The following is a 19,044-nucleotide window of genomic DNA, read 5'->3' as shown; positions in this document are numbered from 1 at the left end:
TACTATTTCGACACCCATCCACTTCCATCGGCGCCCGCCTCCATGACACGCAACGCGAAACCGCCACCGCCCGACGTCCCGCAGTTCGCCCTGTACGGCGAGCAAACACGGGTAGAAAACGCCGAATTCGTGCATATCGAGCTGATAGAAACCCGCAGCCGGGTGCACCACTGGCACATCGAAAAGCATACCCACGCCGGCCTGTTTCAGGTACTTTTCCTCTACGGCGGCGAAGTGCGCGCCAGCGTCGACGGCGCCGTCTGGGAGTGCCGCGCGCCGGCCGTCATCACGCTGCACCCGTCGGTGGTGCACGGCTTCGACTTCTCCGCCGAGGCGCATGGCTATGTGCTGACGGTGGACCAGAACGTGGTATTCGCGGTGGCGGAGAACCACGGCGACCTGTATTCATCGTTGTTCGTCGAACCGCTGGCGATCGACCTGTCCGGCCAGCCGGAGCTGCGCGCGCGTCTGGAATCGCTGCTGCAAAACCTGCTGACGGAAGCGGCCTGGCCGCAATACGGCCACACGCTGATGCTGGAATGGCTGGCGCGCAGCGCCTTGCTGCTGCTGGTGCGCCTGCAAGCGGAGCGGCGCCTGGCAGACCAATCGGGCCGCAGCGACTTCGAGTTGTTCAGCCGCTTCCGCGCCGAGGTGGAGCGGCGCTACAAGGAACAATGGCAAATCGGCCAGTACGCCGAAGCGCTAAGGGCCACGCCGACGCGGCTCAATCGCCTGTGCCTCAAGCTGTCCGGAAAATCGGCGTTCGACATCACGCAGGACCGGTTGATGCTGGAAGCCTGCCGCAAGCTGACCTATCTGCCGTCCAGCATCGCCAGCATCGCCTACGAGCTGGGGTTCCAGGACCCGGCCTACTTCAGCCGCCTGTTCAAGAAACGCATGGGCCGGACGCCGAAGGAGTTCCGCGCCGGTTGATTCAAGCTTCGCCGCCGTCGAACACCACGCGGTTGCGGCCCTGCGCCTTGGCGCGGTACAACGCCTCGTCGGCGCGGCCGATCAGCTCCAACGGCGCCAGCGGACTGGCCGGATCGAACTCCTTCACGCCGAAACTGGCGGTGACATCGATGGCCTGCCCACCATCTATCGGCACCGGCGCCGCCTCGATCACGCGGCGCAGGCGCTCAAGCTGCGCCGTGCCGCGCACCCGGTCCAGCTCCGGCAACAGCAGCAGGAACTCCTCGCCGCCATAGCGTCCCACCAGATCGCTGGAGCGCACGGCGCCGCCCAGGCGTGCCACCACCTCGCGCAGCACACAGTCGCCGGCCAGGTGGCCGTAGGAGTCGTTGATGCGCTTGAAATGATCCAGATCCAGCAACACCAGCAGGAAGGGACGCCGCAACTCGCTGGAGCGCAGCACTTCCTGTTCAAGGTATTCCATCATCGCCGCGCGGTTCCATGCCTTGGTCAGGCCGTCCTGCATGGCGCGCAGGCGCAGCGCGTCCTGAGACTTTTCCAGCTCCCGCGTGCGCTCACTCACCAGTTCCCGCACCAGTTTCTCCATGCGCGCTGTCCTGCGGGTCAGCGCCCGTATGCGGTAGCGGTGGAAGGCGACAACCGCGCCGGCCATGGCTAACGCGCACAGCACGTAGAACGCCGTGGTCCGCCACCACGGTGGAGTGATGGTGAAGCCGATTTCGCGCAAAGCGGGCGTGGCTCCCGTCTCCACGTCCGTCACGCCGAACCGCAGGCGGTAGCGTCCAGGCGCCAGCGAGGCGTAGCGGATATCGGGCGATGTCGACTGCGACCATCCCTGCTCCAGCCCTTCCAGCCGGTAGCGGAAGCGCAGGCCGCTGCGGTGCTGGTACGTCAGGCTGGCCAGGCTGAAGTTGAGGGCTTCGTCGCTCCAATCCAAGGACGCTCCGTCCCGCAAGCCGATCCGCCGGCCGCCGCGCATGACGTTTTCCAGCATCGCATCCACCGCCGGCAGCGGGAACAGGCGCTCCGGGTGCAGGATGTGCGAGACGCCGTTGCTGGTGGCGATCCACATCGAGCCGTCGGCGTCCTCGTAAAATCCCCGCCCGTTCACGTCGGCCCAGACCAGTCCATCGTCCTGGTCCAGGTGCCGCGACTGCTCGCCGTTGCGCACCATGACGCCGGCGTCGGTGCCTATCCACAGCCATCCGCGCCGGTCCAGATGCAGCGCCATGCCGGTAAGTCCATGCAAGCTCGCCGCCGGCTGCAGCTCCATCCCATGCTTGCCTACCTTCGCCCGCCATATGCCGGTGCCCGAGCTGCCGATCCAGAACACACCGTCGGAGGCGCAGGCGATCGTCGTGAAAGCGTCGGTGCCGTCGGCCTCCAGCAGCTTGTGGCGCTCCCACCGCCGACCGTCATAATGCAGCATCAGATGCTCGCTGAGGAACCACAAGTCGCCGTTGGCGCTTTGGCAGCTGCCGTTGATGGATTCATCGGTCAAATCAGCCACGGCGGACAGGCCCGGCGCCGGGCGGGGTTGACCACCCAACTCCGGATGCTCAAGCAGATACAAGCCGTTGCCGGTGCCTATCCACAGCGCGCCGCTGCGGTCCACGCGCAGATGCAGGATGGGCGGCAGCGTCGCCACCTGGACCTCGGTTCCGGTGGCGGGATCGTGGCGAAACAGCAGGCCAAGGTAGGTTCCCGCCCACAGCTGCCCGCTGCGGTCCACCGCCTGGTCCGCCCACTGGTGATCGGCATGCGCGGCGATCGGACGCAGCGCGCCCTGTTCCAATAAGGCAGGCCCGGATCGCGAACCCACGTGCATGCGTCCCTGGCCATCGCGCGCGAACGACAGGACGACGTCATCCTGCAGGCCCTGGGCAGAGCTCCAGTTTTCCCACTGGCCGTAGCCTCGCCACTGCACCAGGCCACGGCCGCGCGTGCCCAGCCAAAGGCCACCGTCGCGGTCCACCAGCATGGCCGTGACTCCGCCCGCGCTTTGCAAGCCGTTACGTGGGCCGAACTGTTCCCAGCGGCCGTCGCGCCAGCGCGCCAGCCCGGTGTCGATATTGGTAAGCACCGCCTGCGCGCCATCTGTACCCAGCGCCGACAACTGGGAAGCCTTGTGTATCATGTCACCCGGCGGCGCGCGGTCGGCGAACCGCGCAGCGCCGGGCGCCAAGGCGATGAGCCGATGTTCGCTCCGGCTCCAGAGCGTGCCGTCGGCGGCTGGCAGTAGCGCCCACCAGTCGTCGAGAGGTACGCCCTCCGCCTCGCCCCATACCGTGACGCCGGCGCCTGTGACGCGGCACAGCGATCCGCCGCAACCCAGCCAGAGGCCACCGCCGTCCATGCTGACGCTGGTGATCTTTCCCAGTTTGGGCTGGCCCTTGATCTGCTGCTCCGAAAAATACGGTTCGATGACCGAGCCACCCGGTTTGTCCGTGAGCCGGTACAGGTGCTGGGCACTGGCGAACAGCAATGCGCCGTCGCGCCCCTGCGCGATCATCTGTCCGGGCCAGATCGACAAGTGTTTGCCCTGGTACTGCTGCGGCACCAGGCGTTCGCCCACCAGCCGGTACAGGCCTTCGCTGGTTCCCACCCACAGCTGGTCGCCTTGCGTGAGCAGCCCTGTGATCCCGGTTTGCAGCAGTCCCTGGTCCCGCCCGTAGCGCTCGAACCGCGCGCCGTTATAGCGGAACAGGCCATTTTCCGTCCCGAGCCAAAGGTGGCCCGAACGGTCCTGCGCCAACGCCATCACGCTCAGGTTCCCCAGCCCGTCCTGCTGGGTGAAGTACCGCAGCGGCAATTGCTGCGCGCGCGCCGCGCCCGCGCACAGCACGCAGGCCGCCAGCAGGAGGACCAGCGTCCGCGCCAGCATACGGGGAATCCGGAGGTTCACTATCATTTCGCTACAAGTTGGCTCTATCGAGGATGCTAACCAAGCCAGTATTGCCGATCTGCAATGACGACGCAACCGCAAGCGCACCGCTTTACAACAGCGCGTTCAGCTCCACCTGCATCTTGATCAGCGCCGGCAGGCAGCGCTCCACCATCTGCTCGCGCGGCATGCGCCCGGCATGGACGCTGATGTTCATCGCCGCCACCACCTCGCCGCGGAAGTTCTTGAGCGGGACGGCGATGGTGCGCAGGCCCAGCTCCAGCTCCTGGTCCACCAGCGCGTAGCCCTGCGCGCGGGCGCGCGCGATCTCCAGCGCCAGGCGCTCCTTGCTGACGATGGTGTGCTCGGTGATGCGCTCGGGCTGCGCGCGTTCCAGGAAAGCGTCGATCTGCGGCTGCGGCAGGTGCGCCAGCAGCACGCGGCCGTTGGCGGTGCAGTAGGCCGGCACGCGCGTGCCCGGCTGCAGCGTGACCGACACCAGCTGCCCTGCGCTGACGGCGGCCACGCACACCAGCTGGTCGTGATCGAGCACGCCGGCCGATGCCGCCTCGCCCAGCGCGTAGGCCAGCCGGTACAGCAAGGGCTGGACGATGCGCGGCAGCCGCGCCGAATGCAGGTACGATTGCCCCAGCCGCAGCACCATCGGCGTGAGCGCGAACAGCTTGTTCTCGTGCCGCATATAGCCAAGGTGGGTCAGCGTGATCAGGTAGCGGCGCGCGGCGGCGCGCGTCAGGCCGGTGCGCTCGGCCACCTCGGCGATGCTCAAGCGGCTGCGTTCCTGATCGAAGGCGGCGATCACCAGCAGGCCTTTTTCAAGGCCGGCCACCATGTCGCGCGCGGCGGGTGCGTCGTGTTCAACGGTCATAAGCGAGAAAATTGGCGATTTGTGCGAGTATCGCACAAAATGGGCGCATAGCGAATTCCACCCGACGGCGGCGTATTGTGGCGCCACGGCGCTTTCCCTAACATGGTCGCCACACAAACCATAACAACCGACAGGAGGCCCGTCTTGAGATTCGATGCCATTCCGTCCGGCGTCTACCCGGAACTGATCTACCCTTCGTACAAGTCCACGCTCAAGCGCGGCCCCGCCCAGCCGCTGCTGCGCATCCGCGCCGACCAGCCGGTGACGGACAACCTGATTCCCTCGCCGCGCATCCTGCTGCCCAACGATATGGACCTGACCGCGCACGGCGCCGGCGCGCCGCTGGGCGAGAAGATCGTCGTCACCGGCCGCGTGGTCGACGAAGACGGCAAGCCTGTACGCAATTCGCTGCTGGAGGTCTGGCAGTGCAACGCGGCGGGCCGCTACTGGCACAAGAAGGACCAGCACGACGCGCCGCTCGATCCCAACTTCTACGGTATCGGCAAGATGATGACCGACGACGATGGCCGCTACCGCTTCGTCACCATCAAGCCCGGCCCCTACCCTTGGGGTAATCACGACAAGGCCTGGCGCCCGGCGCACATCCACTTCTCCTTGTTCGGCAATGTGTACGCGCAGCGCCTGGTCACGCAGATGTACTTCCCCAACGATCCGCTGTTCGCTTACGACCCTATCTTCCAGAGCATCCCGGACCTGGCCGCGCGCCAGCGCCTGATTTCCCGTTTCAGCCTGGAGTACACCGACAGCGACAAGATGCTGGGCTATGAATTCGATATCGTGCTGCGCGGCCGCGACGCCACGCCGATGGGCATTTAAAGGAGCTACCGCATGAATCACATCGACACTTCGATCACCACCTCGCAAACCATCGGCCCATTTTCGCACGCAGCCTGGCAGTGGGCGGTAGACGCCAGCGCCGCCGGCACGCTGGAAACCACCGCGGCCACCATCACCATCAACGGCACGATCTACGACGGCGACGGCACGCCGATCAACGACGCGCAGATCGAAGCCTGGCAGCCGGAATCGGCCGGCGCAGAAGCGGCCCAGGCGCTGCCTGGCTTCCGTCGTGTGCCCAGCGGAGAAAAAGGAGAATTCAGCCTGCGGCTGTCGCAATGCGCGGCACCGGTGGACGGCGCGCCGGCGACCTTCGTCACCGTGTTCGCGCGCGGCCTGGTCAAGCACCAGTTCACCGCCGTGTTCCTGGACGACGACAGCGGCCTGGCGCAATCGGCGATACTGCGGCAGGTGCCGGCCGAACGCCGCCCCACCCTGGTCGCCCGCAAGACCGCGCCGGGGGTCTATCATTGGGACATCTGGATGCAGTCCGACAAAGAGACCGCATTCTTCGACTATGTCTGACCTGCCAGCGGAGTTCAATTGAGCGCATCCATCTTCGACAGTTTCCTCACCACGCCGGACATGATCGCCGTCTTCGACGACGCGGCGATCGTGCAGGCCATGCTGCGCTTCGAGCAGGCGCTGGCCGAGGCGCAGGCCAGGCAAGGTATGCTGCCGGCGCAAACGGCGCGCGCCATCGCCGGCGTGTGCAACGCGCAGCTGTACGACATCCCTGCCATCGTCAGCGCCGGGCGCCGCGCCGGCAGCCTGGCAATTCCTCTGGTGCGCGAGCTGACGCGAACCGTGGCGCTATACGACGCCGAAGCGGCCGCCCGCGTCCACTGGGGCAGCACCAGCCAGGACGTGATCGACACCGCCATGGTGCTGACCACGCGCGATGCCCTGCAGCTGCTGGACGACGGCCTGCACGACCTGACCGGCCATCTGCTGCAGCTGGCCGACCGGCATGTGGCCACGCCCGTGCTGGCGCGCACGCTGATGCAGCCGGCGCAGGTGAGCAGTTTCGGATTCAAGGTGGCCGGCTGGCTCGCGCCGCTGGTGCGGGCCCGCACGCGTCTGCGCGAATGCGCCGCCCGCGCGCTGCAGCTGCAACTGGGCGGCGCGGTCGGCACCTTGTCCGTGATGGGCGAGCATGGCGCGGCGGTGACGGCACTGGTGGCGGCGGACTTGGGCCTGAAGGTGGCGGATGCGGCCTGGCACACGCAGCGCGACGAGTGGGTGCGCCTGGGATTGGAAGTGGCGGTCCTTACCGGAAGCCTGGGCAAGATCGCCACCGATATCAGCCTGATGGCGCAAGGAGAAATCGCCGAACTGGCCGAGCCCTCCGGCAATGGACGCGGCGGTTCTTCCGCCATGCCGCACAAGCGCAATCCGGTATCGGCCATGATTGCGCTGGCCGCCGCCACCCGCACGCCGCAGCACGCCGCCGCGCTGCTGGCCGCCATGGGACAGCAGCATGAACGTGGCCTGGGCAATTGGCAGGCCGAACTCGCCGAGTGGCCCACGCTGTTCCTCAGCGCGCACGGCGCGGTGCAGGCGCTCAACGACGCCTTCGCCGGCCTGCAAGTCGATCCGGCGCGCATGCTGCGCAATATCGACGCCTTGCAAGGGCTGGTGTTCGCCGAGGCGGCATCGGCCTGGCTGGCCGCCAGCATCGGCCGCCCGGCGGCCCACAGCCTGCTGGAAGCCATGAGCGCCGAGGCGCTGGCCAGCGGACGCAATCTGGCCGACGTGCTGACCGATGTGGTGCGCGCCGACCAGCAACTACGCAAGCAGGTCGACCCGGCCGCGCTGGCGCCGCTGTTCGATCCCGCCGCCGCAACGCTGCCGGCCCGGCGCCTGGCGCAGCATCAGCTGCAAAGCCTGCGTGTACAGATCGCGACACTGAACTCCACCCCATTCCATCACAGGACGCCCGCATGAGCTTCGACCCCATCGACCACGACTTCGAACGTGGTCTGAACAACCGCCGCGCCATCCTCGGCGACGCCTGGGTGGACAAATCCCTCGCCAACGCCAACAGCTTCAACGCCGAGTTCCAGAACATGATCACGCGCTTTGCGTGGAACGATATCTGGGGCCGCCCAGGCCTGGATCAGAAGACCCGGCGCGCCATGGTCCTCGCCACCACCATCGCGCTGGGACGCTGGGAGGAATTCGAGCTGCACGTGCGCGCCGCGCTGCTGGGCGACGCGGCCAACCGCCTGTCGCCGGACGAATTGAAGGAAGTGCTGATGCAGTCGGCGATCTACGCCGGCGTCCCCGCGGCCAACACCGCCTTCGTGCACGCGATGGCGATCCTGCGCGAAGTCGGGCCGCAGATCGGCTACGCGCTGGAGCCGATGGCGCCGGCCGCCGCCAGCCATCCCGGCATCGGCCGCGAGGGCCGCAGCGCCGGCCATCCCTCGCTGCATTACACGGTGCGCGAACCACGCAGCGGCAAGGCGCCGCGCCACACGGTGGTGCTGAGCCACGCCCTCGGTTGCGACCTGACGATGTGGGACAGCCTGGCCAACCAGTTGGCCGCCGACTACCGCGTGATCGCCTACGACCATCGCGGCCACGGCGCCTCGTCCGCCCCTGAAGGCCTGTACACCATGGCCGACCTGGCCGACGATGCCGCCGCCCTGCTGCGCGAACTCGATACCGGCCCGGTAGTCTGGATAGGCTTGTCGATGGGCGGCATGGCCGGCCAGGAGCTGGCGCTGCGGCACCCAACGCTGGTGCGCGCACTGGTGCTGGGCAACACCACTTCCCGCTATCCCGAAGCGGCGCGCGAGGCATGGCAGCAACGCATCGCCACCGTGCGCGAACAAGGCATCGCCGTGATCGCGGACGCGGTGATGGGCCGCTACTTCCACGACGCCTTCCGCGCCGAACACGCAGCCACGGTGGCTCGCTTCCGCCGCCGCCTGCTCAGCACAGACAGCACCGGCTACATCGGCTGCTGCAACGCGGTAGGCACCGTGGACACGACCGAGCGGCTGGGCGCCATCGCCGTCCCCACGCTGCTGATCGCCGGTGAGCTGGACCAGGGTACGCCGGTCGCCATGTCGCAGATCGTGCAGCAAGCCATACCCGGCGCGGCGCTGGTCGTGCTGCCGGAGGCGTCGCACCTGGGCGCGGTGGAACAGCCGGCGCTGTTCGCGGCGGCTGTCACGGGCTTCCTCGCCGGTTTGTAGGCGCGCTACACGCCCGGATCGCGCACCTTGTCGGTCTGGTCAAACTCGATGTTGAAGTAGGATCCCGCGCTGGCTTCGGCCTTGCGGATGTAGACCGTCTGCACGATGTCGCGCGTGGCGGCGTCGATGCTGACCGGGCCACGCACGCTGGTCCACGCCATGCCCTTCATCGCTGCCAGCAGCTTGTCGCCGTCGCTGTCGCCGTTGGTCTGTTTGAGCGCCTGGTACAGCAGGTGCATGCCGTCGTAGGCGCCGACCGAGTGGAAGTTGGGCCGCATGCCCGGATTGGCCTTGCCGAAGGCTTCCACGTATGCTTTGTTCTCCGCCGACGGATGCGCCGCCGAATAATGGTGGCTGCTGACCACACCGGCGGCGGCCTGGCCGATGCCGGCCATCAGGTCGTCGTCCAGCACATCGCCGGTGCAGATCAGCCGTATGCCGGCGGCGGCCAGCCCGCGCTCGGTGAACTGCTTGAGCACCGCAGCGCCCTCGCCCGACGGCACGAACACAAACAGCGCATCCGGCTTCAAGTCCCGCACGCGCGCCAGGAACGGTGCGTAGTCCGGGTTGCGCAGCGGTGCGCGCAGGCTGTCGGCCACCTTGCCGCCGCCTTCGAGCAAGCCTTTGACGAATACCTTTTCCGCATCCAACCCCGGTCCATAATCGCTGACCAGCGTCACCGCGTTCCTGATCTTGTTCTTGGATGCCCACTGCGCCATCGGCGCCGTCACCTGCGCCAGCGTGAAACCGGTGCGCACGATGTACGGGGAGCGCTGCGGCACCGCCGACGCGGCGGCGGCCATCACGATCATCGGCACCTTGGCCTGGGTGGCGACCGGTGCGGCGGCAAAGGCCAACGGCGTGAGGCCGAAGCCGGCCAGCACCTGCGCCTTGTCGCGCGAGACCAGTTCCTGCGCCAGGCGTTTGGTCACGTCCGGGGCCACGCCGCCGTCGTCCTTGAGGATGATCTCGATCGGGCGGCCAGCCACGCTGACGCCGTTCTGCCGCATGTACAGCTTGACCGCCGCCTCGATCTGGCGGCCGGTGGAGGCGAACGGCCCGGACATCGGCACGATCAGACCGACCTTCAGCGGCTCGGCGGCGCGCGCGAACGCGGGCAGCGCGCCCGCGGACAAGGCGGCGGCGCCCAACAGCAGGTGGCGGCGTTGGTGGTTGATACGGTCTGGCATGGTGTCTCCTTTTTTTATAGGTCCAACAACAGCGTGGGGGTCTTGGAACGGGAACAGCAAGGGGTGAACTGGTCGTTGGCGGCCTGCTCCGACTCTTCGAGGTACAGATCGCGGTGGTCCGGCACACCGGCCAGCACGCGCGTGAGGCAGGTGCCGCACACACCCTGCTCGCAGGAGGCGGGAATGAACACGCCGGCGTCGTTCAACACGCGCAGCACGGTGCTGCCGGCCGGGATGGCATACACCTTGCCGCTGGAGGCCAGCTTCACCTCGAACGGCTGGTCGCCGCCCGCTGCCGGCACGGCGGAGGCGCCGAAGTATTCGAGGTGAAGCTGGTCCTGCGGCCAGTCCTGCGCTTGGGCCGTGGCCTTCACGTAGTCGATGAATCCGGCCGGGCCGCACAGGTAGATGTGGGTCTTGCGGTCCAGTTGCGCCAGCAGCGCGGACAGGTCCAGCTTTTGCGCGGCGTCGCCGCTGTCGTAGTGGAAGTGTACCTGCGCCGCAAACGGCGCGGCGGCGATGCGTTCGCGGAATGCGGCGCGTTCGGGCGAGCGTACGCAGTAGTGCATCTGGAACGCCGCGCCACGGGCCGACAGCGCTTCGGCCATCGCCAGGATGGGCGTGACACCGATGCCGCCCGCCAGAAGCAGGCTTTGTTCGGCATCGACCAGCGGAAAGTGATTCTTCGGTGCGCTGATCTGCAGCGTGGCGCCGGCCTGCACGTCGCTGTGCATGGCCTGCGAACCGCCGCGCGACGAAGGATCGCGCAACACGCCGATCAGGTAGCGGTGGCGCTCGTGCGGCGGATTGCACAGCGAGTACTGCCGCACCAGGCCAGGGCCGACATGAACGTCGATATGTGCGCCGGCCGTGAAAGCCGGCAGCTCGGCGCCGTCGGCGCTGACCAGTTCATAGCTGCAGATATCTTCGGCCTCCGCATGCCGGCGCCCCACCCGAACTTGCAGCAAGCCCGCGCTCATGCGCCTTGCTCCTTCTCCATCCACTGGTCCAGCACGCGGCGCGACTGCACGCCGCCGGCGTCGATATTCAGCATCAGCAGCTTGCGCTCCGGATGCCGCAGGATGTTGGCCTGCTGGAGCTCCAGCATCTCGCGGTCCTCGCCGAAGATCTTGCCCTGGCCGGTGCGGATGGTATCGGTCAGCTCCTTGTCGTCTGGCTTGAAGTTGCGGGCCATGCCCCAGAAGTACCAATGCGAAGTCTCGGTTTCCGGCGTGATGAAATCGACCACGATGCTGGACGCCTTGTGCTCCGGCGCCGCGTCGTAGCCGCCCTTGCCCGCGTGGGCGACGCCCACCTCGATCATCACATGGCTCGGCGGCGTGAAGCGGCATATCTGCCAGCGGTCCACCGGCACGTCGTCCGCCAGGCCATTGCCGCGCAAAGCGGCGCGCCAGAACGGCGGCGCCATGATGTTCTCCATGTACCGGCTGGTGATCACCTGCTCCCCCTCGACCTTGGTGTTGACCGGTGCCTCGTCGATCTCCTTCTGGCCGATGCTCGACGCATGCACATACGTTTCGTGCGTGAGGTCCATCAGGTTGTCGATCATCAGGCGGTATTCGCAGTTGATGTGATACAGGCCGCCACCGTAGGCCCAAGCCGGATTGTCCGCCCATTCCAGATGATGGATCAAGCTTGGATCGGCCAGTTCACGGTCGCCGGTCCAGACCCAGATAAAGCCGTAGCGCTCCTCCACCGGATAGCTGCGGATGCACGGGAAGCCGCGCACGCGCTGGCCCGGCATGCTGATCACCTTTCCGTCGCAGCCCATCTCCAGACCGTGGTAGCCGCACACCAGCTGGCCGTCGCGCACAAAGCCCAGCGACAGCGGCGCTCCGCGGTGCGGGCAGAAGTCCTCGACCGCCGCGACCTTGCCTTCGGCGCCGCGATAGAACACGATCTTCTCGCCGCAGATCTGGCGCCCCAGCGGTTTGGATTCGATTTCGTCCGGGGTACAAGCCACATACCAGGTATTTTTTGGGTACATCGCATCTCCTTTTTTTGGTTATCATTCAGTGCACTGAATGTTGTAAAGTATAGTCCGTAAACCGGCGATGTAAACAGCCCGGACGAATTCTTTTTGCAGAGACCACGCCATGCCAAAGACAGAGAGTCAATTGACCAGCCTATTCGAACATCCAGGCCACTTGCTGCGGCGCGCGCAGCAAATCTCGGTATCGATTTTTTACGACGAAATGGGCAGCGAACTGACGCCGGTGCAGTACGCAATGCTGCGCAATCTGGAAAGCCACGCTGGCATCGACCAGGTGTCGCTGTCGGCCATCAGCGGCATCGACACCTCGACCGGCGCCACCGTCTGCGCGCGTCTGGAGGAAAAAGGCCTGCTGACGCGCACCGTCATTCCAACCAACCGCCGCCAGCGCGCCCTCACCATCACCGGCGCCGGCGAGCAGCTGCTGAGCGATTTGATCCCCGGTTCGCAGCGGTTGCGGCGCCGCTTGCTGGCGCCATTAACCAGCGCGGAACAGCTACAATTCATGGCGCTGTTGACCAAGCTTGTGCAGGAAAACAACGAGCAAAGCCGGGCGCCGCTTACCGATGGCGCGCCGGCCGTACGCGCTGTAAGCTGATGCTGGCATTTCGCAAGTGCCTTAATTAAAACAGACAGGAGACCTTCAATGAATCGCTACGCTATCGCCGGACTGACCGTCATGCTGCTTGCCCCTTCCCTGCCCGTGCTGGCGCAAACCGCCGGCAAGGCCGACGCCATCGCGCTGGTGGACAAGGCCGTGGCCAACATCCAGAAAAAAGGCATAGAACAGGCGTGCAAGGACTTCGCCGATCCGAAGGGCGGCTTTATGCAGGGCGACTTGTACGTGTTCGTCCAGGATGCACAAATGATGATGGTCTGCCACGCGGCCACGCCCAAGATGAACGGCAAGGACATGTCGCAGCTGAAGGACGCCAACGGCAAGAAGTTCGTGCAGGAGATGCGGGATATCGCCCAATCGAAGAAGCCCGGCTGGGTCGATTACGTCTGGGTCAATCCCGTCACCAAGGCGCTGGAGGACAAGACCTCCTACATTCGCCAGGCCGACGATAAGTACACCGTCGGCGCCGGCATCTACAAACCCAAATAAGCCGATAGCTCAGGCCACGGCGACCAGGCGATCCAGCTTGTCGCCGTCGGCCAGCAGGCTGGCGCTGTCCGAGTCGTGCACGATGCGGCCACGATCGAGCACGATGGCGCGCTGCGTCAGCGACAACGCCAGCCGCGCATGCTGTTCCACCACGATCACCGACATCCCCTCATCCTTCACCAGCCGCCGTATCACCCGCACCAGTTCCTGCACGATGATGGGCGCCAGGCCCTCCATCGGCTCGTCCAGCAGCAGGATGCGCGGATTGGTCATCAGCGCGCGCGCTATCGCCACCATCTGCTGCTCGCCGCCGGACAGCTGGTTGCCCATGTTGGCGCGGCGTTCCGCCAGACGCGGGAATATCTCGTAGACCTTCTGCAGGTTCCAGCGGCCGGGCCGCGCCACCACGGTCAGATGCTCCTCCACCGTCAGCGACGGGAACATATGCCGTTCCTGCGGCACCCAGCCCAGGCCCGCGCGCGAGCGCCGGTGCGTGGGCATGCGCGCGATGTCGCTGCCGGCCCAGCGGATGCCGCCGCCGTGCAGCCGCGTCAATCCCATCAACGTCACCAGCAGGCTGGTTTTGCCGACGCCATTGCGGCCCAACAGCGCCAGGCTGTCGCCTTCATTCAGCGTGAACGACACATCTTCCAGCACGATGGACTCGCCGTAACCGGCGGTGACTTTATCGAGCACCAGCAATTCAGCCATGTTCGGCCTCCCCCAGATAGACTTCCTTGACGCGCGGGTCGGCCGCGATCTCCGCCGGCGTGCCCTCGGTCAGCACCTTGCCGCCCACCAGCACCGTGATGCGGTCGGCGAAGCGGAACACCAGTCCCATATCGTGTTCGATGAACAGCACCGTCACATCGCGTGGCAGCTGCGCCAGCACTTCGAACAGCTCCTTGCTCTCCGCCTGCGGAATGCCGGCCGCCGGTTCGTCCAGCAGCAGAATGCGCGGCTTGGTCGCCAGCGCCAGTGCGATTTCCACCAGCCGCTGCTTACCGTAAGCCATGCTGCGCGTGACGCTGTTGGCCTGGTCGGTGAGCTTGAGCGTGGCCAGCAAGGCCATCGCCTCATCGATCACGTCGGCGTGTTTGGCGACCGTCTTGTACCACACCGACTGCAGGCCGCGCCGCTCGCACACCGCCAGCGCCACCGATTCCAGCACCGTCATGCCGGCGAACAGGGTGTTGAGCTGGAAGGTGCGCGTCATGCCGCGCCGCACACGCTGGTGCTGCGGAAGGTGCGTGATGTCCTCGCCGCCCATATACACCTTGCCGCTGCTGGGCATAAAGCCGCCCGTCAGCAGGTTGATGAAGGTGGTCTTGCCGGCGCCATTGGGTCCGATCAGCGCATGGCGCGCGCCCGGCTCGAAGGTCAGGCTTACGTCGCTGTTGGCGACGAACGGCCCCCAGCGCTTGGTCAAGCCTTCCGTGCGCAGTGTGATGTCCTGGCTCATGCCTGCTCCTTCCGTTTGAAACGCGACGCCAATTTCTCCAGGCCGCCCAGGATGCCGCCGCGCGCGAACAGCACGATCACCATCAACAGCAGGCCGATATAAAACTGCCAGTAGGCCGGATTGAGGCCCGCGATGTAGTCCTGCGCCAGCATGAAGACGGCGGCGCCGATCAAAGCGCCATACAACCGGCCGGTCCCTCCCAGCACCAGCATGATCAGCAGCTCGGCCGAACGCGGGAAGCCCAGCGAATCGAGGCCGACGAACTGCGTGGTCTGCGCCAGCAGCGCGCCGGCCAGGCCGGCCACCGTCGCGGCCAGCGTGAACACGGCCACCAGGCGGCGGTTGACGTCCACGCCCAGCGCCGGCATGCGCCGCACGCCTTCGCGGATGCCGACCAGGCTCAGACCGAACGGCGACTTCACCACCCGGCGCAGCACCACGAACACGATGAACAGCACGGCGAAGCTGTAGCAGTAGGCCACGTTGCCGTTCAAATCGAATTCGAAGGCGCCGAACAGCTTACCGACCACCATGCCGGACAAGCCGTCCACGCCGCCGGTGAGGAAGGAAGCCTTGTTGGCCGCCTCGAACAGCATCAGGCCTATGCCCAGCGTGACCATCAGGCGCGTCAAGTCCTGGCCGCGCACCACCAGGAAAGAGACGATAAATCCGAACAGCCCCGCCACCACGGCGCCGGCCAGCAGGCCACTGAATGGTTCGCTCCAGCCGTGCATCGACAGCAGCCCGGCGGTGTAGGCGCCCAGTCCGAAGAAGGCCGCGTGGCCCAGCGAGACGATGCCGGCATAGCCCAGCATCAGGTCGAGCGACAATGCGAACAGGCCGACGATCATGATCTGGCTGATCAACACCAGATAACCGGGGAAGGCGAAATACGCGGCCACCGGCAGCAGCCAGAAGGCGATTTCCAGCGGCGACCAGCGGTCATGCGGCAAACGGAGTCGGCTCATGCTCTGCACCTTGTTGACGGCGGCGGGCGCCGGTTTGACTTCGACTTCGGCGAAGGCGTTCATGCTTTCCTCCTGATCAGGCCAGCGGGGAACAGGATCAGCAGCACCACCATCAAGCCGTAGATGACGAAGGCCCCGACCTGCGGCACGTAGTATTTTCCGGCCACGTCGAACACGCCAAGGATCACGGCCGCCAGCAACGGCCCCTTGATGGTGCCGGCGCCGCCCACCGCGACCACAAGCAGGAAGTAGACCATGTATTTGATCGGGAAGGTCGGATCGAGGCCCAGCACGTCGATGCCCAAGCCGCCGCCCAGGCCCGCCAGGCCGGAGCCCAGCGCGAAGGTCAGGCTGAACACAAGTCCCACGTTGATGCCCAAGCCTGCGGATGCGGTCTGGTTGTCCACCGAGGCCCGAATCTGCGCGCCGAAGCGGGTACGCTCGATCAGCAGGCCCAGTGCCACCGTGACCAGCACCACCACGCCGATCAGGAACAGACGATAGGCGCCCACCTCAAGACCGAACAGCGGCACCTGGCCGCGCAGCCAGTCCGGCAGCGTCACCGGCTGCTGCGAAGGGCCGAACAGCCAGGTCGCACCGGCCACCGACATGAAAGTCAGGCCGATCGAAAACAACACCTGGTCCAGATGGCTGGCGCGGTACAGCCGGCGGTACAGCAGCCGCTCCAGCACCAGCCCCGCTGCGGCGGAGGCCAGGAAGGCCAGCGGCAGCGAGGCCAGGAACGGCACGCCGAGCCGCGACAGCACCGTCACGCTGACGTAACCGCCCAACATGGCAAAGGCGCCGTGGGCCAGGTTTATGAAGTTCATCATACCCATCGTGACCGACAGGCCGACACTGATGAGGAAAAGCAGGCTGCCGTAGGCGACGCCGTCGAACAGCACACCGGCGAAATTGGCTAGCATATCCGTCTCCTCGTTTGAATTGTTTTATACATTTTTTGTCTCCACTACTTCTCTACAAACCACATTGAATCACACTCTTTCGATGATCATCGCAATGCCCTGCCCCACGCCGATGCACATCGTGCACAGCGCATACCGGCCGCCGCTGCGATGCAGCTGGTAAGTCGCCGTGGCGACCAGGCGCGCACCGCTCATGCCCAGCGGATGGCCCAGCGCGATGGCGCCGCCGTTGGGATTGACGCGCGCGTCGTCGTCGCGCAGGCCTAGCTGGCGCAGCACGGCCAATCCCTGCGCGGCGAAGGCTTCATTCAGTTCGATCACGTCCATCTGCTCCAGCGTCAGGCCGGTCTGGCGCAGCAGTTTTTGCACGGCCGGCACCGGGCCTATGCCCATCACACGCGGCGCCACGCCGGCCGTCGCCATGCCGACGATGCGCGCCAACCGCTTCAGGCCGTGGCGTCCGACCGCTTCGCCGCTGGCGATCAGCAGCGCGCAGGCGCCGTCATTGATGCCGGAGGCGTTGCCGGCGGTGACGCTGCCTTCGGGGCGCACCACGCCTTTTAGCTTGGCCAGCGCTTCGATGGTGGTGGCGCGCGGATGTTCGTCCTGCTTGAACAGCAGCGGCTCCGCGTCCGCCGCACGGCGGCTCTGTCGCAGCGCCACCGGCACGATCTCGCGCTCGAAGATGCCTTCGGCGATGGCGATCGCGGTCTTGTTCTGGCTCGTCAGCGCAAACGCATCCTGGTCGGCGCGGCTGATGCCATAATCCTGGGCGACGTTTTCCGCCGTCTCCGGCATGGTCTCCACGCCGTAGGCTTCCTTCAGCGCCTTGTTGATGAAGCGCCAGCCCATGGTGGTGTCCTGCAGCGAGGCGTTGCGGCTGAACGCCGCGTCGGCCTTGCCCATGACGAAGGGCGCGCGCGTCATCGACTCCACGCCGCCGGCGATCATCAGGCAGGCGTCGCCGGCCTGGATGGCACGGGCAGCAGTGCCGATGGCGTCCATGCCCGAGCCGCACAGGCGGTTGACCGTGGAACCCGGAACGTCCTGCGGCAGCCCGGCCAGCAGCGCCGACATGCGCGCCACGTTGCGATTGTCCTCGCCGGCCTGGTTGGCGCAGCCGTAGATCACGTCGTCCACCTGGTCCCACTGCACGCCCGGATTGCGGCGCATCAGTTCACGCAGCGGCACGGCGCCCAGGTCGTCGGCGCGCACGTCCTTCAGGGCGCCGCCGTAGCGGCCGATCGGGGTGCGCACCGCATCGCAGATATATGCTTCGTTCATGTCGTCCTCTCTTATTTCGACCGCAGCAAAGGCGCGCCGGTGGCGGCCTGCAGCTCTTCAAAACTCAAACCCGGCGCCATCTCGCGCACGGCCAGGCCTTCCGGCGTCACGTCCAGCACGGCCAGGTCGGTGTAGATGCGGTTGACGCAGGCCACCCCGGTCAGCGGATAGCTGCACTGGCTGACGATCTTGCTGTCGCCGTTCTTGGTCTGGTGCTCCATCATCACGAACACCTGCTTGGCGCCTATCGCCAGGTCCATGGCGCCGCCGACGGCCGGTATCGCATCCGGCGCGCCGGTGTGCCAGTTGGCCAGGTCGCCGTTGGCCGCCACCTGGAAGGCGCCCAGCACGCAGACGTCCAGATGCCCGCCGCGCATCATGGCGAAGGAATCGCCGTGATGGAAATAGGCGCCGCCCGTCAGCAACGTGACCGGCTGCTTGCCGGCGTTGATCAGGTCTTCGTCCTCCTCGCCCGGCGCCGGCGCGGGGCCCATGCCGAGCAGACCGTTCTCGCTGTGCAGGAAGACTTCGCGTTCGGCCGGCAGATGGTCGGCCACCTTGGTCGGCAGGCCGATGCCCAGGTTGACGTAGGCGCCTTCGGGAATGTCCTGCGCCACGCGGGCGGCCATCTGGTCACGGGTGTATTTGCTGGTCATGCCGATTCCTTCACTACGCGCTGGACAAAAATGCCGGGGGTGACGATTACTTCGGGATCTAGCTCGCCCAGCGCCACCACATGCTGCACCTGCGCGATGGTGGTCTTGGCGGCCATCGCCATGATGGGACCGAAGTTGCGCGCGGTCTTACGGTACACCAGGTTGCCCCAACGGTCGCCGCGCAGCGCCTTGATCAGCGCGAAGTCGGCGTGGATGGGCGACTCCAGCACGTAGTGGCGGCCGTCGATCAGGCGCGTCTCCTTGCCCTCGGCCAGCAGCGTGCCGTAGCCGGTGGGCGAGAAAAAGCCGCCGATGCCGGCGCCGGCTGCGCGTATGCGTTCGGCCAGGTTGCCCTGCGGGGTCAGTTCCAGTTCGATCTCGCCGGCGCGGTATAGCGCATCGAAGTGATGGGAGTCGGTCTGACGCGGGAAGGAGCAGATGATCTTGCGCACCCGCCTGGCCTTGAGCAGAGCGGCCAGCCCGGTTTCGCCGTTGCCGGCGTTGTTGTTGACGATGGTGAGCTCGCGCGCGCCCTGCGCGATCAGCGCGTCGATCAGCGCGGACGGCATGCCGGCGTTGCCGAAGCCGCCGATCATGACCGTCGCGCCGTCGTGGATGTCGGCCACGGCGTGCTCCAGTGATGCAAATGTTTTGTCGATCATATGCCTG

General features: G+C 66.3%; 19 protein-coding genes. 7 read left to right on the top strand and 12 right to left on the bottom strand.

The features are described 5' to 3' along the window. The first annotated feature begins 42 nt into the window (after window positions 1-42). Window positions 43-933, top strand: a complete 891-nt coding sequence (locus tag AC07WS_RS10880) for a helix-turn-helix domain-containing protein (RefSeq protein WP_494729075.1) — start codon at window positions 43-45, stop codon at window positions 931-933. A gap of 1 nt (window position 934) precedes the next feature. Here AC07WS_RS10880 and AC07WS_RS10875 read toward each other — a convergent pair whose 3' ends face one another. After that, a complete protein-coding gene (locus tag AC07WS_RS10875) occupies window positions 935-3,817 on the bottom strand; it encodes a diguanylate cyclase (protein WP_494729074.1) in 2,883 nt (960 codons plus the stop codon). 112 nt (window positions 3,818-3,929) lie between these two features. Then, window positions 3,930-4,703: an IclR family transcriptional regulator domain-containing protein gene (locus AC07WS_RS10870; protein ID WP_494729073.1), complete on the bottom strand. Its 774-nt coding sequence runs from the start codon at window positions 4,701-4,703 to the stop codon at window positions 3,930-3,932. A gap of 144 nt (window positions 4,704-4,847) precedes the next feature. On the opposite strand from AC07WS_RS10870, the gene pcaH reads away from it, so the two are divergent. Genes pcaH through pcaCD form a run of 4 tightly spaced genes read left to right on the top strand, consistent with a single transcriptional unit; the run spans window position 4,848 to window position 8,767 of the window. Further along, the gene (gene pcaH / locus AC07WS_RS10865) at window positions 4,848-5,540 is read left to right on the top strand and encodes a protocatechuate 3,4-dioxygenase subunit beta (RefSeq protein ID WP_494729072.1); all 693 of its coding nucleotides are present in this window, start codon (window positions 4,848-4,850) and stop codon (window positions 5,538-5,540) included. 12 nt (window positions 5,541-5,552) lie between these two features. Further along, complete coding sequence (locus AC07WS_RS10860) at window positions 5,553-6,086, top strand: peptidase associated/transthyretin-like domain-containing protein (protein ID WP_494729071.1); 534 nt, start codon at window positions 5,553-5,555, stop codon at window positions 6,084-6,086. 18 nt (window positions 6,087-6,104) lie between these two features. Beyond that, window positions 6,105-7,508 carry a 3-carboxy-cis,cis-muconate cycloisomerase gene (gene pcaB, locus AC07WS_RS10855; RefSeq protein ID WP_494729070.1) on the top strand — a complete coding sequence of 468 codons (1,404 nt, stop codon included), beginning with the start codon at window positions 6,105-6,107 and terminating at the stop codon, window positions 7,506-7,508. Then, window positions 7,505-8,767, top strand: coding sequence for a bifunctional 4-carboxymuconolactone decarboxylase/3-oxoadipate enol-lactonase PcaCD (pcaCD, locus tag AC07WS_RS10850; RefSeq protein WP_494729069.1), 1,263 nt, complete (start codon window positions 7,505-7,507; stop codon window positions 8,765-8,767). Before pcaB ends, pcaCD begins: the two co-directional genes overlap by 4 nt. A gap of 5 nt (window positions 8,768-8,772) precedes the next feature. Here pcaCD and AC07WS_RS10845 read toward each other — a convergent pair whose 3' ends face one another. Genes AC07WS_RS10845 through AC07WS_RS10835 form a run of 3 tightly spaced genes read right to left on the bottom strand, consistent with a single transcriptional unit; the run spans window position 8,773 to window position 11,965 of the window. After that, entirely contained in the window at window positions 8,773-9,957 is a 1,185-nt protein-coding gene (locus AC07WS_RS10845) for an ABC transporter substrate-binding protein (RefSeq protein ID WP_494729068.1), read from the bottom strand. Between the two features lie 14 nt (window positions 9,958-9,971). Beyond that, on the bottom strand, window positions 9,972-10,937 hold the full coding sequence (locus AC07WS_RS10840; protein WP_494729067.1) for a PDR/VanB family oxidoreductase: 966 nt from the start codon (window positions 10,935-10,937) through the stop codon (window positions 9,972-9,974). After that, on the bottom strand, window positions 10,934-11,965 hold the full coding sequence (locus tag AC07WS_RS10835) for an aromatic ring-hydroxylating dioxygenase subunit alpha (RefSeq protein ID WP_494729066.1): 1,032 nt from the start codon (window positions 11,963-11,965) through the stop codon (window positions 10,934-10,936). Before AC07WS_RS10835 ends, AC07WS_RS10840 begins: the two co-directional genes overlap by 4 nt. A gap of 109 nt (window positions 11,966-12,074) precedes the next feature. Between AC07WS_RS10835 and AC07WS_RS10830 the strand changes: the two genes are divergently transcribed. After that, window positions 12,075-12,569 (top strand): MarR family winged helix-turn-helix transcriptional regulator, encoded by a 495-nt coding sequence (locus AC07WS_RS10830; protein ID WP_494729065.1) that lies wholly within the window; start codon window positions 12,075-12,077, stop codon window positions 12,567-12,569. A 48-nt stretch (window positions 12,570-12,617) separates the two neighbouring features. Beyond that, window positions 12,618-13,079, top strand: coding sequence for a cache domain-containing protein (locus tag AC07WS_RS10825; protein WP_494729064.1), 462 nt, complete (start codon window positions 12,618-12,620; stop codon window positions 13,077-13,079). A 9-nt stretch (window positions 13,080-13,088) separates the two neighbouring features. On the opposite strand, the gene AC07WS_RS10820 is transcribed toward AC07WS_RS10825, so the two are convergent. The 7 genes from AC07WS_RS10820 to AC07WS_RS10790 all read right to left on the bottom strand — a co-directional run bounded on the left by AC07WS_RS10820 (window position 13,089) and on the right by AC07WS_RS10790 (window position 19,037). Further along, window positions 13,089-13,790: an ABC transporter ATP-binding protein gene (locus tag AC07WS_RS10820; RefSeq protein ID WP_494729063.1), complete on the bottom strand. Its 702-nt coding sequence runs from the start codon at window positions 13,788-13,790 to the stop codon at window positions 13,089-13,091. Further along, on the bottom strand, window positions 13,783-14,541 hold the full coding sequence (locus AC07WS_RS10815; protein WP_494729062.1) for an ABC transporter ATP-binding protein: 759 nt from the start codon (window positions 14,539-14,541) through the stop codon (window positions 13,783-13,785). The genes AC07WS_RS10820 and AC07WS_RS10815 overlap by 8 nt, the downstream gene beginning before the upstream one ends. Then, on the bottom strand, window positions 14,538-15,509 hold the full coding sequence (locus AC07WS_RS10810; RefSeq protein ID WP_494729511.1) for a branched-chain amino acid ABC transporter permease: 972 nt from the start codon (window positions 15,507-15,509) through the stop codon (window positions 14,538-14,540). Before AC07WS_RS10810 ends, AC07WS_RS10815 begins: the two co-directional genes overlap by 4 nt. A gap of 59 nt (window positions 15,510-15,568) precedes the next feature. Next, the gene (locus AC07WS_RS10805; RefSeq protein ID WP_494729061.1) at window positions 15,569-16,435 is read right to left on the bottom strand and encodes a branched-chain amino acid ABC transporter permease; all 867 of its coding nucleotides are present in this window, start codon (window positions 16,433-16,435) and stop codon (window positions 15,569-15,571) included. 69 nt (window positions 16,436-16,504) lie between these two features. Continuing rightward, on the bottom strand, window positions 16,505-17,719 hold the full coding sequence (gene pcaF, locus AC07WS_RS10800; protein WP_494729060.1) for a 3-oxoadipyl-CoA thiolase: 1,215 nt from the start codon (window positions 17,717-17,719) through the stop codon (window positions 16,505-16,507). Window positions 17,720-17,730: 11 nt separating this feature from the next. Next, on the bottom strand, window positions 17,731-18,375 hold the full coding sequence (locus AC07WS_RS10795) for a CoA transferase subunit B (RefSeq protein WP_494729059.1): 645 nt from the start codon (window positions 18,373-18,375) through the stop codon (window positions 17,731-17,733). Continuing rightward, entirely contained in the window at window positions 18,372-19,037 is a 666-nt protein-coding gene (locus tag AC07WS_RS10790; protein WP_494729058.1) for a 3-oxoacid CoA-transferase subunit A, read from the bottom strand. Before AC07WS_RS10790 ends, AC07WS_RS10795 begins: the two co-directional genes overlap by 4 nt. Window positions 19,038-19,044 lie beyond the last annotated feature (7 nt).

The organism is Duganella sp. GW821-FHT01E12, assembly GCF_059422325.1.
The sequence above is the reverse complement of the archived record's forward strand: the minus strand, read 5'-3'. Positions and strand labels throughout refer to the sequence as shown.

What these genes read in the sequence shown, in the direction of transcription:
- AC07WS_RS10880 (WP_494729075.1), top strand. Translation starts at nt 43, where the DNA reads ATGACACGCAACGCGAAACCGCCACCGCCCGACGTCCCGCAGTTCGCC.
- AC07WS_RS10875 (WP_494729074.1), bottom strand. Translation starts at nt 3,817, where the DNA reads ATGCTGGCGCGGACGCTGGTCCTCCTGCTGGCGGCCTGCGTGCTGTGC.
- AC07WS_RS10870 (WP_494729073.1), bottom strand. Translation starts at nt 4,703, where the DNA reads ATGACCGTTGAACACGACGCACCCGCCGCGCGCGACATGGTGGCCGGC.
- AC07WS_RS10860 (WP_494729071.1), top strand. Translation starts at nt 5,553, where the DNA reads ATGAATCACATCGACACTTCGATCACCACCTCGCAAACCATCGGCCCA.
- pcaCD (WP_494729069.1), top strand. Translation starts at nt 7,505, where the DNA reads ATGAGCTTCGACCCCATCGACCACGACTTCGAACGTGGTCTGAACAAC.
- AC07WS_RS10845 (WP_494729068.1), bottom strand. Translation starts at nt 9,957, where the DNA reads ATGCCAGACCGTATCAACCACCAACGCCGCCACCTGCTGTTGGGCGCC.
- AC07WS_RS10840 (WP_494729067.1), bottom strand. Translation starts at nt 10,937, where the DNA reads ATGAGCGCGGGCTTGCTGCAAGTTCGGGTGGGGCGCCGGCATGCGGAG.
- AC07WS_RS10835 (WP_494729066.1), bottom strand. Translation starts at nt 11,965, where the DNA reads ATGTACCCAAAAAATACCTGGTATGTGGCTTGTACCCCGGACGAAATC.
- AC07WS_RS10830 (WP_494729065.1), top strand. Translation starts at nt 12,075, where the DNA reads ATGCCAAAGACAGAGAGTCAATTGACCAGCCTATTCGAACATCCAGGC.
- AC07WS_RS10825 (WP_494729064.1), top strand. Translation starts at nt 12,618, where the DNA reads ATGAATCGCTACGCTATCGCCGGACTGACCGTCATGCTGCTTGCCCCT.
- AC07WS_RS10820 (WP_494729063.1), bottom strand. Translation starts at nt 13,790, where the DNA reads ATGGCTGAATTGCTGGTGCTCGATAAAGTCACCGCCGGTTACGGCGAG.
- AC07WS_RS10815 (WP_494729062.1), bottom strand. Translation starts at nt 14,541, where the DNA reads ATGAGCCAGGACATCACACTGCGCACGGAAGGCTTGACCAAGCGCTGG.
- AC07WS_RS10810 (WP_494729511.1), bottom strand. Translation starts at nt 15,509, where the DNA reads ATGAGCCGACTCCGTTTGCCGCATGACCGCTGGTCGCCGCTGGAAATC.
- AC07WS_RS10805 (WP_494729061.1), bottom strand. Translation starts at nt 16,435, where the DNA reads ATGCTAGCCAATTTCGCCGGTGTGCTGTTCGACGGCGTCGCCTACGGC.
- pcaF (WP_494729060.1), bottom strand. Translation starts at nt 17,719, where the DNA reads ATGAACGAAGCATATATCTGCGATGCGGTGCGCACCCCGATCGGCCGC.
- AC07WS_RS10795 (WP_494729059.1), bottom strand. Translation starts at nt 18,375, where the DNA reads ATGACCAGCAAATACACCCGTGACCAGATGGCCGCCCGCGTGGCGCAG.
- AC07WS_RS10790 (WP_494729058.1), bottom strand. Translation starts at nt 19,037, where the DNA reads ATGATCGACAAAACATTTGCATCACTGGAGCACGCCGTGGCCGACATC.